The organism is Terribacillus halophilus (assembly GCF_900162685.1).
GTDB classification, from domain to species: Bacteria; Bacillota; Bacilli; order Bacillales; family Amphibacillaceae; genus Terribacillus; species Terribacillus halophilus_A.
Window position 1 is genome coordinate 2,282,235 of sequence record NZ_LT727828.1, and the last position, 15,623, is coordinate 2,297,857.

15 protein-coding genes, 1 tRNA gene and 1 pseudogene are annotated in these 15,623 nt (G+C 38.1%); 8 read left to right on the forward strand and 9 right to left on the reverse strand.

Going from position 1 to position 15,623, the window contains the following annotated elements:
• The 4 genes and pseudogenes from B1K52_RS16215 to B1K52_RS16230 form a co-directional block, all read right to left on the reverse strand.
• Positions 1-206: pseudogene (locus B1K52_RS16215) on the reverse strand (helix-turn-helix transcriptional regulator); the annotation flags it as partial.
• Positions 207-492: 286 nt separating this feature from the next.
• Entirely contained in the window at positions 493-1,011 is a 519-nt protein-coding gene (locus tag B1K52_RS16220; RefSeq protein ID WP_077310087.1) for a DUF402 domain-containing protein, read from the reverse strand.
• Position 1,012: 1 nt separating this feature from the next.
• Positions 1,013-1,564 (reverse strand): class I SAM-dependent methyltransferase, encoded by a 552-nt coding sequence (locus B1K52_RS16225; RefSeq protein WP_373022578.1) that lies wholly within the window; start codon positions 1,562-1,564, stop codon positions 1,013-1,015.
• Positions 1,565-1,929: 365 nt separating this feature from the next.
• Positions 1,930-2,502 (reverse strand): HAD-IA family hydrolase, encoded by a 573-nt coding sequence (locus tag B1K52_RS16230; protein ID WP_077310091.1) that lies wholly within the window; start codon positions 2,500-2,502, stop codon positions 1,930-1,932.
• Between the two features lie 115 nt (positions 2,503-2,617).
• On the opposite strand from B1K52_RS16230, the gene B1K52_RS16235 reads away from it, so the two are divergent.
• Complete coding sequence (locus B1K52_RS16235; RefSeq protein ID WP_077310093.1) at positions 2,618-3,466, forward strand: nucleotidyltransferase; 849 nt, start codon at positions 2,618-2,620, stop codon at positions 3,464-3,466.
• Between the two features lie 48 nt (positions 3,467-3,514).
• On the opposite strand, the gene B1K52_RS16240 is transcribed toward B1K52_RS16235, so the two are convergent.
• The 3 genes from B1K52_RS16240 to B1K52_RS16250 form a co-directional block, all read right to left on the reverse strand.
• A complete protein-coding gene (locus tag B1K52_RS16240) occupies positions 3,515-4,537 on the reverse strand; it encodes an NADH:flavin oxidoreductase/NADH oxidase (RefSeq protein ID WP_077310096.1) in 1,023 nt (340 codons plus the stop codon).
• Positions 4,538-4,664: 127 nt separating this feature from the next.
• A complete protein-coding gene (locus B1K52_RS16245; protein ID WP_077310098.1) occupies positions 4,665-5,084 on the reverse strand; it encodes a MarR family winged helix-turn-helix transcriptional regulator in 420 nt (139 codons plus the stop codon).
• A 147-nt stretch (positions 5,085-5,231) separates the two neighbouring features.
• Positions 5,232-6,209 (reverse strand): aldo/keto reductase, encoded by a 978-nt coding sequence (locus tag B1K52_RS16250; protein WP_077310100.1) that lies wholly within the window; start codon positions 6,207-6,209, stop codon positions 5,232-5,234.
• 391 nt (positions 6,210-6,600) lie between these two features.
• Here B1K52_RS16250 and B1K52_RS18065 point away from each other — a divergent pair, with 391 nt between their 5' ends.
• The 3 genes from B1K52_RS18065 to B1K52_RS16260 all read left to right on the forward strand — a co-directional run bounded on the left by B1K52_RS18065 (position 6,601) and on the right by B1K52_RS16260 (position 8,708).
• A complete protein-coding gene (locus B1K52_RS18065) occupies positions 6,601-6,768 on the forward strand; it encodes a hypothetical protein (RefSeq protein ID WP_179106584.1) in 168 nt (55 codons plus the stop codon).
• A 195-nt stretch (positions 6,769-6,963) separates the two neighbouring features.
• Positions 6,964-7,527 carry a DUF7010 family protein gene (locus B1K52_RS16255; protein ID WP_077310102.1) on the forward strand — a complete coding sequence of 188 codons (564 nt, stop codon included), beginning with the start codon at positions 6,964-6,966 and terminating at the stop codon, positions 7,525-7,527.
• Between the two features lie 980 nt (positions 7,528-8,507).
• Positions 8,508-8,708, forward strand: coding sequence for a cold-shock protein (locus B1K52_RS16260; protein ID WP_077310104.1), 201 nt, complete (start codon positions 8,508-8,510; stop codon positions 8,706-8,708).
• A 110-nt stretch (positions 8,709-8,818) separates the two neighbouring features.
• On the opposite strand, the gene B1K52_RS16265 is transcribed toward B1K52_RS16260, so the two are convergent.
• The gene (locus B1K52_RS16265; RefSeq protein ID WP_077310106.1) at positions 8,819-9,709 is read right to left on the reverse strand and encodes an alpha/beta fold hydrolase; all 891 of its coding nucleotides are present in this window, start codon (positions 9,707-9,709) and stop codon (positions 8,819-8,821) included.
• Positions 9,710-10,304: 595 nt separating this feature from the next.
• Here B1K52_RS16265 and B1K52_RS16270 point away from each other — a divergent pair.
• The gene (locus B1K52_RS16270) at positions 10,305-10,688 is read left to right on the forward strand and encodes a hypothetical protein (RefSeq protein WP_077310108.1); all 384 of its coding nucleotides are present in this window, start codon (positions 10,305-10,307) and stop codon (positions 10,686-10,688) included.
• Between the two features lie 1,155 nt (positions 10,689-11,843).
• Positions 11,844-12,629 (forward strand): aminoglycoside 6-adenylyltransferase, encoded by a 786-nt coding sequence (locus B1K52_RS16285; RefSeq protein WP_077310114.1) that lies wholly within the window; start codon positions 11,844-11,846, stop codon positions 12,627-12,629.
• A gap of 346 nt (positions 12,630-12,975) precedes the next feature.
• On the opposite strand, the gene B1K52_RS16290 is transcribed toward B1K52_RS16285, so the two are convergent.
• A tRNA-Val gene (locus B1K52_RS16290) sits at positions 12,976-13,048 on the reverse strand.
• 186 nt (positions 13,049-13,234) lie between these two features.
• On the opposite strand from B1K52_RS16290, the gene B1K52_RS16295 reads away from it, so the two are divergent.
• Entirely contained in the window at positions 13,235-14,089 is an 855-nt protein-coding gene (locus tag B1K52_RS16295; protein ID WP_179106585.1) for a TetR/AcrR family transcriptional regulator, read from the forward strand.
• A 13-nt stretch (positions 14,090-14,102) separates the two neighbouring features.
• On the forward strand, positions 14,103-15,536 hold the full coding sequence (locus tag B1K52_RS16300; protein WP_143588904.1) for an MDR family MFS transporter: 1,434 nt from the start codon (positions 14,103-14,105) through the stop codon (positions 15,534-15,536).
• Positions 15,537-15,623: the final 87 nt, after the last annotated feature.

Below are 15,623 nucleotides of genomic sequence, written 5' to 3' on the forward strand. Positions count from 1 at the left end.
CATCTTGATTCTCCTTCCTATAATAAAAAACATCGGTTATTGATTTCTCAAAAGCATTTGCAATTTTGAAAGCTAGAATAATGAAGGGTTATACTTATTTTTTCAAGCGTTGCGATAGTTTGACGACTGACACCCATCTTTCTAGCTAATTGTTCTTGTGTCCAATCTTTTTCCGCCCGACAAATTACTAATTTGTTATGTAACACAAACAACACCTCTAACAGAAATTGTCATTTATTTCTTACATATTGGAACATTATGTATGTCTACTTTTAAGAATGAAACACCTCGAAAAGGCATCGAAAACCGTTAGCACAAATACAACTATTAGTTTAGTTGTATTTGCCTAAAGAGCGTACTCTATCGAATCATCAAATGATTACGGTAAATTAGAAAGGTATGCGCCAAAAGAAAAGATACCTACAAGAGGTACCTTTTGGAGACACATTATATTAGGAGAAAACTGAGGAACACGAAATAATGACTTCACTTCTATAAGAGAAATATTCTGTGTTCAGACAAGTAGTCCAATCCACTTCCGTCAAAAGGAAACGAAGCTGTGTTGATCTTATTCTGCAGCAACTTCAGTGACTTTAAAGCGTAGTCCTTCAGTTCGGAGGGATAGCCATATTTTATAGCATTTGATTCGAATTCTTCTTTATCTATAACTTGCCACTTCTCATTTTTCTTCCTGATTACGTCCAGGTCTAGGTCGATATAATGGATTTCATCTCCATTCCATACCGACGGCGTAGCAATATTACAATAATAAGAGCGTATTTCTCCTGCTCCTATCTCCATCGCGACAGTAAAACCTTCCTTAAAAAAGAAGTATTCCAGTGATGTGAGATCTATTGTAAATGTAATGCCCTTCGTATGGTGTTTCAGCTCTCTTCCTTTTTCACAAAGCACCATAGCGTAATCTGGCGTTTTGTGAAGCAAATGTCCTCTCCATTCATAGTGCGGAATATTGGGATACTTATAAGATTTTAAATGAATGATTTCCTTCATCCTATTTCTCCTGTTTACTAGCGTCTACTATTAAAGAAGGAGCAACCAGTTTTTCACCTTGATTTCGAGGATCATACTTTTTAGAGCGAAAAATAACTCCATCAGCTCCATCCCACGATTTCTCATGAAAATTTCCTTTTTTATCACAATACTCAAGCAGCGTAACCTTAAATCCGGCCATCGTGAACATATTAGTCAGCGACTTGTAGTTATAGACAATTTTATGACTTGCCGCTGTATGGTCTTTGGGTCCAGGGCCTCCAACCTGCACCATATTCTGATACGCTTCATCAGGAAAATAGCCGTCTGGTACCGCACATCGAATATAGCCAGATGGCTCTAGATAGTTAAAACAAACTTTTGCAGCAGCTACCCCTTCTTCAAACGTAAGATGCTCCCACACATGTTCCGCTAAAATAGCCTTTAGAGAAGCCTTGCTGAATCTTTTTTGCCATGTTTGCTCGTCCAATAGATTTAACTCATCTTTTTGTGTATGAATCCAGCCCGGGTTATTCATATAGTCTCCTGCGCCAATAACTACTCTATTGCTCATAATCATTCATACTCCTCCTCCGTGTTAAGGTGTATATATTAGTGGGAACTTTCAATATATTTGAGTTAGCATATTTCAACATTTATGATATTATCTAGACAGAAAAAGAGAATAGCACTTTAGTTTTTATCGCGAGTAAAGATAGCTGGCTGCTAATTAGGAAACATGCCCTCTAGAGACTCTCTTACCCTATCTTTACCTATTTGCCCATTGATGATAGATTTCAAAAGTTTGAAGTACGAGATGGAAGTATCCCTTGTTATAGAAAGGAATTAGCAGTAACAGGATGAAATCAAAAAGATGGAGAGGATTCTTATCCAATATTCATCTTGTACAGTGTTACTAATCTATAAATTTGCTGCTCATTACTTACTAACTAAGAAATCCAATTTAAAGAAATCAGCATAATTCTCTAACTGGTAATCCGCTGCTTCACACTGGCCCTGAAACATACATGTACGAATGCCCAATTCCTTTGCTGGAAGTAAGTCCAGTTCTCTATCGCCGATTGCCAAATCAATGCCATGTCTGTTATGTAAGTACTTATAAGAAGCCGCATTTGGCTTCCGCGGAAAACCATCATCACCGGCTACCATGTCGACAAAGTACTTTTCCCATCCGTAGTACTGCAGAATGGCTAGAACTTGTGCTCTCTTTTTATGCGTCATAATCACATTCTTGTCTGCAAATTTCAATACCTCTTCAATTTGATCTAATGGCTTTAAATCAGTCGGGACCAGTTTCTTAATAATCTCTTTTATTTCAGCTTCTTTTTCACTCGAAACGTCATAATATCGCGCTGCATGTGCGAACGAAACTTTTAATTTTTGGTAGATTTCCTTCTCCGGGATGTCCTCACCAACTACTGCCGAGAACGCACGTGTATAAGCTGGATAAGTATCAAATAATGTTCCATCGAAATCCCATAAGATATTCAAAGCGTATCCCCGCCTTTTACTTTTATATTGTTTTGATATGACAAGTCTAACATAACTATAATAGGAGTTAGACACGTAGTTTTACAGATACTTATTGAAGATTAGGAGATGTACATTGACACAAATCAAAAAAATTGGCCGCTTTTGTGCAAATGATGATGGCGGTTACATCATAAACGAAGCAAATCAAACGAAAATTGCATCTGTTTATAAAGATTTAATTGAGAAGGTTATACTTACTTATAAAAACATGCTAGGTCCAAGTCTGCATAGCATCTACATACGAGGGTCTATTCCGCGTGGTCTGGGGATCTTAGGAGTTTCTGATTTAGATACAATTTGTATCACGAAGCAGAGAACAGATGATATAGATCTAGCTTGGGTTAGCAGCGCCGAAGAAGAATTAAATAACAGCTTCCCTTGTGTGAACGGTATTGAAATGAGCTTTTATCCTATCGAGGACATCTGCGATACCGATACTTTTTCCATCATTCCATTCATGATCAAAACACATAGTATATGCGCATTTGGCGAAGATGTCAGCCTGTATTTTCCTTCTTATAGTGCTGATAAGGCGATAGCTAACCATCACATTGTCCATTTACAGAACCAGATTGAACAGGCGAAAATGGAACTTCAAGATAATGAAGATAAGGAGGATGTTTTAGATTGCTGCAGCTGGATTATGAAGATTATCGTCAGAGCTGGCCTTGCTTTCGTACTGGACTATGAAAAACGCTACACGCGAGATTTATACCCTGCTTATGAAGTATTTGCTAAACACTATCCGCAGTACAAACCCAATATGAGGCAAGCGCTTGAATATGCGATTAATCCAGTTTCAGATTGGAAGCAATTAGTGGCTTTTCTAGATGAGTTGGAAGAATGGCTGGTTAGAGAAGCTGACAACTGGCTGTTGCAGCATAACCCACACAGACTCAGAAACATGAAACTGCATCCCTAAAATAAAAGCCCGCCTGTTTAGCAGGCGGGCGACAAATGCATATTCTACTTAAAATCCAGCTTCATACTGCTTCGGTACATCAGTCTCTTTTCGCAACTGTTTCGCTGCTTCCAAAGTCCAGTATGGATTTCGCAGCATACCTCTTCCAACTTGGACAAGATCTGCTTCTTCGTTTCCGATAACAGCGTTAGCCAATGTTGGGTCATCAAGTCTGCCGACTGCCATTACTGGAACTTGTAGTGCTTCTTTAATTTGACGTGCTAATGGCACTTGGTAAGCTGCATGTGTTCCTGGTCTTCCCCACGCAGCGATCTGGCCTTCACCGCCAGAAGAAATATCAAACACATCTGCTCCCGCATCTTTATATGCTTTGGCGAACTCGATACTTTCCTCAATACCATACCCGCCTTCCACATATTCTTTTGCGGAGATTCGCATAATTAACGGCATATCAGCTGGCATTTCCGCTTTGGCTGCCTCAATAACTTCACGGCCGAATTTCGTTAAATCTTGACCATATTCATCATCACGCTTGTTCGTAAGCGGAGAATGAAACTGGTGGATTAGGTAGCCGTGTGCACCATGAATTTCAATTGCATCAAACCCGGCTTTTACGGCACGTCTTACTGCCAAACGGAATTTCTCTACCATTCCTTTCACTTCGTCCGTTGTAAGTGCTCGAGGTGTTTTGGAGTTCTCATCAAACGGAATCGCAGATGGAGCTACTGGCTCTGCTGCATCCTCTGCTTTACGTCCAGCATGTGCAATTTGAATGGCAACTTTAGCGCCATGACTGTGCACTGCGTCTACAATTCTTGTCAGAGCTGGGACTTGCTCATCCGACCATAAACCTAAATCATAATCCGTAATTCGTCCGTCAGGCTCTACATCTGTCATCTCTACGATAATTAATCCTGTTCCGCCAACTGCTCGGCTGACATAATGCTGATAATGCCACTCATTCGCGATACCGTCTTTCTTTTCAACGGAATATTGACACATCGGCGGCATAACAACTCTGTTTTTCAGTTCGAGATTCTTTATTTTGTATGTACTAAACAAATTTTCCATGTTTAACACTCCTCTATTTAAATACATGCATTACACATGCATTTAATTTACCGTTTCTAAATCGTTCTGTCAATTTATAGACTTCATCAAAAAAAGTACCCTTTTAGGTACCTTTAAATCATTGTTATTATAGTTTCTGCAATAATTGCTGTATGATACCTTCCGAATCAACTGCAGAAAGGTTCGACTTTAGAACTTCATGAAATGCTTCCAAGCCACGCTGCAGTTTTTGCTCCCCTATCTCTGTAAGCTGCGTATACGTTCCTCTGCGGTCATCTGTACATTCCTTCTTTTGCAAAGCACCACAGTCGCTCGCTTCCATATTACCAACCAACCTGGAAAGTGCACTTTGACTCAAACCTATCAATTCCTGCAACTGCTGTAAGCGAAGCTTTTTTTCAGGAGCTTTGGAAAGATAGTATAAAACATAAAACTCTTTGATTGATAGGCTGTACTCTTTTTGAAGAACTGTTTCCAATTCCTTTTTTATTTTTATTTGTAAGTTGTCCAGTGCCAACCACTCATCCATGAACACCCGGTTTGTCATAAGAAATTCCACCTATTCTTATCTCGAATACTATACGTCTTACTATACTGGAATTGGTAGAACAGCTCAAATTTAATTTGCAAGCACAAAGAAAAGGAGGGCAAATTACCCCTCCTTCAAATCTTTTCGCTAAAGAATCATTTCTGCTTACCAAGCATAGGCTTGCGGAGCGGGGCCACCGGGACCTGGGAAAATCTCATCCAAACGTTGTAAAGCAGCTGGACCTAGAGTCGTTTCAAGAGCAGCAAAAGCACTCTCAAGCTGTTCAACCGTACGCGGCCCGATAATCGGTGCCGTTACAGCGGGATTAGCAAGCTGCCACGCCAGAGAAACTGTATCTTGGGATTTTCCTAATTCTTCACACAGACTTTTGAATTGTTCCAATTGTGTTCGCTGCGCGTTTATTTTTTCAGCAATGTCTCCACTGCGACTTCCAGGCAATTTTTTAAGTGCATTCCGACCGAGCAACCCCCCATCCAGCGGACTCCATGTGATGATACCGATACCGAGTTGTTTTGCTGCGGGAAGTACTTCTAATTCAGCATACCGACAGTTCAAATTGTATTTATGCTGTTCTGACACAAGACCGAGAAAATGACGGTTCTTAGCAGCACCCTGTGCCACAGCAAGTTGCCATGCCGCAAAATTACTTGAACCAACATAACCGATTTTCCCTTGGCTGATACCTATTTCAAATGCTCCCCATAACTCTTCCCAAGTGACGGCAGGATCAATGTGGTGCATTTGGTACAACTCGACATGATCAGTTTGCAAGCGTTCAAGCGATGCTTCAAGATGTCGCCGTATCTTATATGCTGACAATCCCGATTGATCATTCGGACCATCTAAAACATCATGCATGGACCCGTAAACCTTTGTACCCAGCACCACTTTCTCTCTCCTTCCTCCACCTTGCTTAAACCATTTGCCGATAATGGATTCCGTCAGACCAGCATTTTCACCACCATAAACATTGGCTGTATCAAAGAAATTGATGCCAGCATCAAGTGCCGCATCCATAATACGAAATGCTTCCTTTTCGTCTGTGGCAGTTCCAAAATTCATTGTGCCTAAACAAAGCCTGCTCACTCTTAAACCAGATTTACCAAGGTATTGATAGTCCATGTTTGGATCTCCAATCTAACTGTTATTTACGAAGCGATTAATAAAGGGTACGAAAAATTAATTTTCATTACTTGTAATAACGATCGCTCGGGTTTCCCTTCTTTTAACCCAATCCTATTCAGGCAAAGAAATGAAAAAGATATTGCCCAAATCCCTCAAAAAGGATTTCTACATTAGCACGCTGAATCCCTGTATTAGCGAAAGTTTCTGTTATCACCGTCTTTCCTCCTGACTAGAAGTGTCAGATCAGTTCGTCTATCGTCTTATGAAAGAAATGCTGACAGTCAACTTGAAATTTCGCATTTATATTTAAAATTAGGCGAGAACAACACATGATGTACACAAGAGATTCTTATAATGAGTACAAACGAAAAGGTAAGGAGATATAAACATGTTATTGTTCTTATTCGGCTTCCTTGTTGTAGCCATTATCACATTCTTAACGCCCAAACACCTTTTTCATTGTCCTGAGGAAATCTCTGCGGCAGCAGCACAACAAGCAAAAACGGAAGCGGCTAATTACTTAAACGCAAACCGCAACAACAAGGTTAATCACTAAAATATTCACGTTAATAGAGCATCTTGTTATCTGGACAGCGAATAACCATAACAAGTTTCCTTCTACTAGTTCACTTAAAAATAAGTGGGCTATTTTTTTGAAGCATTCTGGAAGTATTATGATAAAATAGTTGGTAATATATTGAATAATTTCTATAATCAATATAGCAGGTTGGTTAAAAAAGGAGGAAATTGCTTGGAGATAACAAGAATTAGAAATGAATTATCAGTCAAAAGTAAAAACGGGATAGGATTTTTACTATCAGCTGTTGTCATCTGGAGCATCATCACTATATTGTTTATGCTGCCTTTAGAGTTAAACCAGAAAAACATCTTTATGTTATTTGCAACAGGCCTAATGTTTCCATTATCCGTTGGCATTTCCAATTTAATAAAAGCTGATTGGAAATCCAAAGATAATCCATTGGGCGATCTAGGTTTATATTTAAATCTTGCTCAGCTGATCTACTTTCCTATTCTTTTTTGGGGAATTATAGAAAGCCCGAGTAACGCCATTATGTTATTTGCAATCATAACAGGAGCTCACTTCTTTCCTTATGGTTGGTTTTATAATGCGAAATCATTTTATGCAATGGCACCAATAATTTCGGTAATAATTATGCTTTTAGGACTATTTTTAGATGTGAAAATTCTATGGTTAGAACCACTTGCAATGGTTGTTCTTTTACTATTTTTAATTTTAATGGTTCACTTGGACTATAAGAAAAAATCAATTAAATACATAAGAAAAGGTGCTTGATTACCCAGGTTCCTTTAGTAGTCTGTTGCTATGTTATATTTCAAATCCGCGGTTAGTAATCGAAAAATAGTCTTATCTCTTTATATGACAAATCAATACATTCCAATTTCCTCTTTCTGTTCAACCCAAATAGATAGTTTTCATATCAATTACGAGAAAATTGTATCAAATAACCTTAGATCCTTTATATGGAAAAGTGAAAGTATCAGAAAAGAATAAGGATGAATAAAATGAGTTTGTTTTTATAGGAGTTATCGGCATTACCGCTGCACTATTAATCATCGTAGACAAAGATAAATACAAATGGTTAATTGCACCAGCAGGATTCAAAAACAATCACAAAGCATCTATCATCTTTTACGCTTTTGGCGGAGCCGCATTAATAATTTGTGATGTTATTAATCTCCCGTACATAATTGAGTTTATCTTACCAGCTTTCATTGCGTGTTTATCTCTTTTTACAATCTTAATCGTGAGAAAGCGAAATGATGATGATCCAGTCGGTTAATTACAAAAGAAATTTTCTTTAATACAGTGACAAGATAAAAAAAGCAGAGAAATTTCACCTCTGCTTTTTTCTTGATACATCATTAGAATAATAATTAAATATACTAGAAAGGTTTGTTTGTATTCCATTAATGCCTCCCCAAAAGAAAAACATCTTATAAATGCCAATGCTAACTGTCACTGCTCTGTCTTCTTACACTAGTTGTCCAGAACTGTGATACAACAGCGAAAAAAATCATCTTACATAGCAGGAGTGTAATTACAGATATAATAACGAGAAGTAGAAAATATGTATGAAAAAAATTAAATACTATACGCATTTGCTATATTGAGTAATAGGTGCTATACTAAGGTTAATTATTTTTGTTCGGTGTAAAATTTGCGAGAAGAGAGATCTCTCCTTTAGAATTTTTTATCTTAAAAACAAGGGTAGTAATATAAGTGTGGGACATCCCACCACAGGAGGCAATACTATGGAACAAGGTACAGTAAAATGGTTTAACGCAGACAAAGGTTTCGGTTTCATCGAAGTTGAAGGCGGAGACGATGTATTCGTACATTTCAGCGCTATCCAAGGCGAAGGCTTCAAATCTTTAGACGAAGGTCAAAAAGTATCTTTCGAAATCGAACAAGGTCAACGCGGACCTCAAGCTGTTAACGTAAACAAAGGTTAATTATAAAAAAAGACTCCATATGGAGTCTTTTTTTATTTGTCCCTTTCATATAAACAAAAGAAATTTGAATTCATGATATCTACTTAATATCCCAAGGTTCGAATAAATTATTAAGTTATGAATTCTCGTATTACCCTTACATACTTTTCAGGTTCCTCGAACCTCGGAAAATGTCCGCTTTGACTAAACATAGCTATCTTACGGTTGGCCTGACCATTTGCAAATGCAGTCAGTTGATTTTTACTGGTTACCCAATCATATTCACCTTTAATTAGTAGCATCGGACAAGTAACAGAATCGAGTTGCGGTAACAAAGATTCAAATATTTCCCCTTCTTGATAGAGCTTTTGTTGATGATTATATGCCCGTTCCCAATTTTCTTGTGGAATACCAGAGTTTTCAACAAGATAATCAAAAAAATGTTTATCTTCTCCATGGACATACAAATTGTCTTTATATTCATCCAAATCAATAAGAACCTCTATACATTTTTCCCAAACTTTTTCAGTATCTCTTATACTTGAAGCAGCATAGTATTCATTGATCTTTTCATATTTTCCTAATCGTTCGTACTCCTGAAGCGCTCCTGCAATTAGTGAGCGAGCAGAACTACCCAGATCAAGCGTCGGGCATTCCAACAAAAGATATGTCACCTTCTCAGGATATTTCAATTGATATTGCACAGCCAAATAACCACCAACTGAATGACCAATGATTCCCCACTTTTCTATACCAAGTTGGTCACGGATAGATTCGCAATCATCTATTAAATCATGAATTCCGAACGGCTCTTCATCCTTAATTGGATCCGAACGTAACACCCCTCTTTGATCAATTGCAATTATCTTCAGAAATTTTGAAAGCTCTTGACCTTGATGTTCAATAAAATCATAGGAACCAGCTCCTGGTCCGCCGTGTAAATACAAACATACAGGTAGATGGGCATCACCATGAACCTCATAATAGATTTTCTTATTTTTAACTGTTATATAGTTAGACACACACTCTCTCCTTTCTTATGTGAATATATACTGCTGAATATGCCATAAGCCATCAGACCATTCAATATGTAATAAAACCTATAATAACATTTCAACACTAGTATCTAGAACTAAGTCTTACACATTATTGCCATTTAACGCATTAGGGGCTGCCTATTTGACAGCCCCTTCTTTAGGTATAGGTGACATACAATGAACAATCAGGCAAATTGCTGTAGATCAAATTAATTCAAGCAAGCCATAGCCATTCACTACATCCAGAGCGTTACATCCAATTTCTGAATTTTTGAGTGGGAAATTAAAAAAACATTGCCTAAAAAGTCGATTTTTTCACCTTTCATACAGATAGGTTGCCCGTTTGATTCGAATGTTTGCTTACTAAAGAATTTATACGATACAGTTTTTAATCTTAGGTTTCTAGATTTCTATGTGTGAAGCATCTCTCAAGGAAACCTGTATATTCCTCATGTAGGTTTGTCTTAATATCTGCTTTCTTCCCTCACCTTTGCGAACTAAAGCAGTGATAAACTCGTATAGCAATTATTGGTAAATTATGATATATTTTTAAGGTATTTTTATAAAGGTGGTTTTCTACATGACAATTAAAGTTACTCGGCAAAAGAATTTTTATGGTGGTTTAACGCGCATTAAATTGTATGCAGGTGATCAATCGCTAACTAAACTTAGAAATGGCGAAACTTATGAGTTTGAGCCGGACAGCAATTTCGTCAATATAAGAACTACCGTTCAAGGCGGTGGATACAGTAATAAGATTGAAGTTAAGGATGATTCATCAGTTACAATAAGTGTGAATCCCGTGACAAAAACTTTATATTTCATTGGCGTTTTAAGTATAATTTTGGCCCTGCTTGTCAAATTTGAATTTTTCATAGTTTCCTCAATAGTATTCGTTACTATGGCAATCACAGCCTTTAATAAAAGTCACATTTTAAATGTAGATAACGAACCCGTAAAATAAGTTATTTGTACATATCATTAGCTAAACTACATGACATAGCAGCTGACAGGGATACAGGAAGATGAAACATGCTAGCTGTAACAATACACGCACAACATACAGTATACCTTTCTCTTTTGAACTGTATGGAATATCTCAAAAAAACGTTAATTACCTCAAAGAGGCAGTTCTACTTAAGTGACTCCATTCAAACAACTTGAATAACACTGGAAAAAAGTGAACAAAGAAAAACCCTAGATCTGTTTCTGATCTAGGGTTTATTTAGTGACTCCGATAGGGCTCCATTCTTACTGGCGTAAACTTTAACTTTCTTCTGACCCACTGTTCAGATTAAAGTATGTTGGATCTGTTCTTACCATTCAATCGTATGATTATACATTCGCTTAGGTTCATTGAAACTAACGGATGAATCAAATCTCTTCGGGGGCTTTTTGTTTGGAAAAATGCAGCTCCTTTTTTACGCAAGGATGGCATATGGAATACCAAATAGCAAAGCAGCAACAATTACAAAGCCTAACATAACAAACCCCTGTGTCTTCCAAAAAGACTTCTTCTCCTCCTTTGATTTAAAAGGAAACCTAGATAGGAAAAAAATTATAAACGTCAATAATCCGGCAGCTAAAATCGTAATTGACCCCATTAGGAACATCCCAAGAAGTATCCCATCTGCTGTATTCCATCATCTATGGATTTGGATACGTCATTCAAGCCATAGTCTTCCCCTTCAATACTACAAATTGCACGATAAATCTATTGAATAACCCCATATAGATTTCCACCATAAGGCTAAATAAATTACTGATGCAAAATCACCTATTATTTCTGAAACGCTATTAATCAAAAATAACCCTCTACTATAAGTATATCCCAAGATGGTGTCGTCACGTTTATCCTTTCTGAAGTAGCTAAAGAGGAAAGAGACTTTCTATTATCCTCAATAGATAAATATAATACGGATAGGAATGCACCTTCGATTTATGTATTTAGAGAGAGTTCCTACCAATACTCTAAAGATAAAAAAGGAAATTCAATTCCAAGTGCGGAAACCTATGATAGACTTAGGTTATCTAAGTTTAAAGTATAAATATTACTGCTTGATCAAACCATTAGAGCAAAAAAGGTTAATAAGCAAAGTAATTATTAGGGGGGGAATATATGTATAGTCCGCAAGTTCGGGATAAATTTTATAACGATACCATTACTAATTTGACATCTTCTGATTTGGTTGAGGGTATCGTTAGGATAGGTTCTGGAGTAATTGGCTACAACGACGACTATTCCGATATCGATTTAATGGTTTCAACTACTGATACAACCAATGTTGAACATATAAAGGATTATGTCCATCAATGCTTAGCTCAGCTTGGCGCTGTCTATATAAAGGACAAAAGACATAGAGAAAATGTTTATATCATAATCGCCATTTTGGAAAATGGCCTAGAGTTTAACGTTTCCACGTTACCCACATCTTATTTGAGCGTAAGGTCTCCTTTATGGAAAGTTATTGTAGATAAAACAGGAAGAGTATCAGAGGAAATGAATATGGAACAAGAGCGTTTCGCCTCCCAATTTGTAAAATATGATGTGAATGAGGATATTCCCTTTGAATTTGTATTTAGTATGAGGAGATTTAATATAGAACTAAAACGGAACAACTTAATTTATGCATTGAAAATGTTAGAGATGATGCGCGATTATGTGCTTGAAATAGAGGCACATAATGAAGGTAAAAAGGTCCACCAATTCAAAGCGTATGAAACGTTACGTCCTAGTTTTATAGAAGCATTTCTTGATACTCATCCTAATGAAGTTACTGTTGAAAGATTATTGATTTCAGCCGATAAATTAAAAGATTTGTTCTTAGACACTATCTATAAAAGTGAATTGTTCATCATTGAGAATGGACTTATTAACCTTTTAAATAGTGTTGGAGATGATTGATACAATTCTGCGAATAGTTACACTTCAAGTAATGGGTGCGTTAGTTCAATAAGACTATACTTTATAATTAGGTCACTAAGCACGGATTGCCTTAGACACTGCTACTTAATATTATCTTCTGTCTTTCATGTTTATTTCCCTTCAAGAATAAAACAACTGGACTCCGTTGCACTCTAATTACTTCGTATTGTGGTCCGTTATATTTCATCGTTCACCAATTAATATACTTATGTAAGCATTTGCCCCTCCACCGACCTTGGATCACTCTGTACCAGAAAAACAAAAAAAGCTTGAAACCCTTTAGTACATCTTTAGTACATAAGGGTTTCAAGCTTTTTATAGTTAGTGATTCCGATTGGACTCGAACCAACGACCCCTACCCTGTCAAGGTAGTGCTCTCCCAGCTGAGCTACGGAATCATTATGTAATGTGACGTCTTGTATTATTTTATTCTAGATGTTGGGGCTTGTCAACGCTTTTAGGAAAAGCGATTTCGGGTACCCTATACCATATGCGTTGACTTCCGAATTATAGGGGCGTATAGTTCCAATAGTAACTTTATGGTTTTTATAAAACTCATAAGTTTTTGAAGTGAGGGAATGTGGATGGATCGGAAGACAGAAATCATATTGGCTGCGAAACAGAAGTTTGCGGAATTTGGTTTCCAGCAGGTGTCAATGCAGTCGATTGCGGAGGCTTGTAAAATATCAAAAGCTTCTATTTATAAGCTGTTTGATTCCAAGGAGTCGCTATTGGATGAGCTACTTCAATATAATCATCAGCAGCTGACAAATATGGCTGCTTTAATTGAGGTTGATAAAAGTTTATCTGATGAAGCGCGATTTGAGCGTAAGATTGTGTTGGAGATCGAATCTTTTAAAGAAAACAAGCATTTGATTCAGATGTTGATGTTCTCCCCTCCTTTTAAGGAGTCATCTGAACTGCAGCGACATATGAACAATGTGCGGGCTATACTTATGCGATGGCATCAAGAAATGCTTCTCAATCTCTATGGAGAAAAGGTGGAACCACTTAAGTGGGATATGACGCTGCATCTGCTCGGTTTGCTTAACCCTTACTTAAAGATGATGGCGGATGGCGTGATTATCCGTGACCCAGCTGAAGTAGCGCATGAGCTGAAGCTGGTGATGGATGCGATTGTAACAGATAAGCTGCGGCGGGCTCCGCTTTTGGATGAGCAACATATCCAATTGCATTACCATGCAGACTTGCCCGAATCACCTGGTAAAGCTGAGTTAATGCATACAATATTTTTGCAAATCCAGGATGTTACGACGAATACGCTGCAAGATGAAACTTTGACAGAGGCGGCAGACCATTTAGAAAACGAATTAGCAAAAGATAAACCAGCCGCCTATCTTGTGGAAGCTTTGCTGACGTACTTAGATCAACAATCATTACTAAAAGAAAGTATCCGATCCATTCGGTTACTCATGTGAAGGAGGAATACACATGGCGGAACAGAATATGCAAATAAACAGAAAAGCGACAGTGACGATCTTTATAATCGGAGCTTTCGTGACGATACTGAACCAAACGTTATTGGTTACAGCGCTTCCTCATATTATGAGTGACTTTGATATTACCGCGGATGAAGGGCAATGGCTGACAACCGCCTTTATGCTGACGAACGGGATCTTGATTCCTATCACGGCCTTCTTAATTGAAAAGTATTCGACCAGAAGGTTATTCTTGTTTGCCATGACAACCTTCAGTATCGGGACACTTGTTGCAGCAGTGGCACCGGCTTTCAGTATTCTGCTGTTAGCTCGTATCATCCAGGCAATTGGTGCTGGCATCATGATGCCGCTTATGCAGACAGTCTTCCTTACCATCTTCCCTCCTGAAAAACGCGGGACGGCAATGGGTATGTTCGGACTTGTGATTGCGTTTGCACCGGCAATTGGGCCGACACTTAGCGGTTGGATTGTAGATAGCTTCTCTTGGCACTATTTGTTCTATATTGTACTGCCGATTGCGGTTATTGATTTGATTTTGGCTATTTTCATCATGAAAAATGTAACAACACTTCGGGAATCGAAAATTGATGTGCTTTCCGTTGTTTACTCTTCCATCGGTTTTGGTGGTATTTTATACGGATTTAGTTCTGCCGGTACAAGCGGCTGGGTCAATTTGGAGGTTATGGGCACCCTCGGAGTAGGGGCGCTGTCGCTTCTCTTATTCATTCTTCGCCAGCTGCAGTTGGAAAGACCATTGTTGGAGTTTAGAGTATTTAAGAATTTCACATTTTCGATTACTACCATCATGGGGATGCTTGTTTTTGGTTTAATGATTGGTACAGAGACAATTTTACCGCTGTACACGCAGAATTTACGAGATATTAGCGCTTTCCATTCTGGTCTAATGTTATTGCCCGGAGCTGTTGTAATGGGTGTTCTATCGCCATTTGTCGGAGCTATCTTTGACCGAATTGGTGCTAAACCGCTGGCTATTGTAGGCTTCTTACTGATGACAGCGACAACTGTTCCGTTTGCTTTCCTAGAGCTGGATACGTCGATTACCTTTATCGTAATTATTTATGCATTACGGATGGCTGGTACAGCACTTGTTATGATGCCGCTAACCACTGCGGGGATTAACGCCTTGCCGAATCATTTGATTCCGCATGCGACGGCAATGAACAATACCTTCCGTCAAGTTGGCGGTTCAATTGGTACAGCCATTTTAATCACCATCATGACGAATACGATTAAATATGGTGATTTCACAAACCCTGCAAAAGCACAGGTAACAGGCATGGATGCAGCGTTCCTTGCGGCTGTCATACTGTCAGCAATCGGCTTGGTTTTGTCTTTCTTCTTAAAAAAAGGTAACAATACAAGTAGGAAGCAAGCTCAATCAGAAACAGTAAGTACCGAAACTTAATATTCATTTGAAATAAAGGCAGAAGCAATCTCCATAAAATTGCTTCTGCCTTTTCATATCCTCGGTTTTCCTTTATTGTTAAAATTA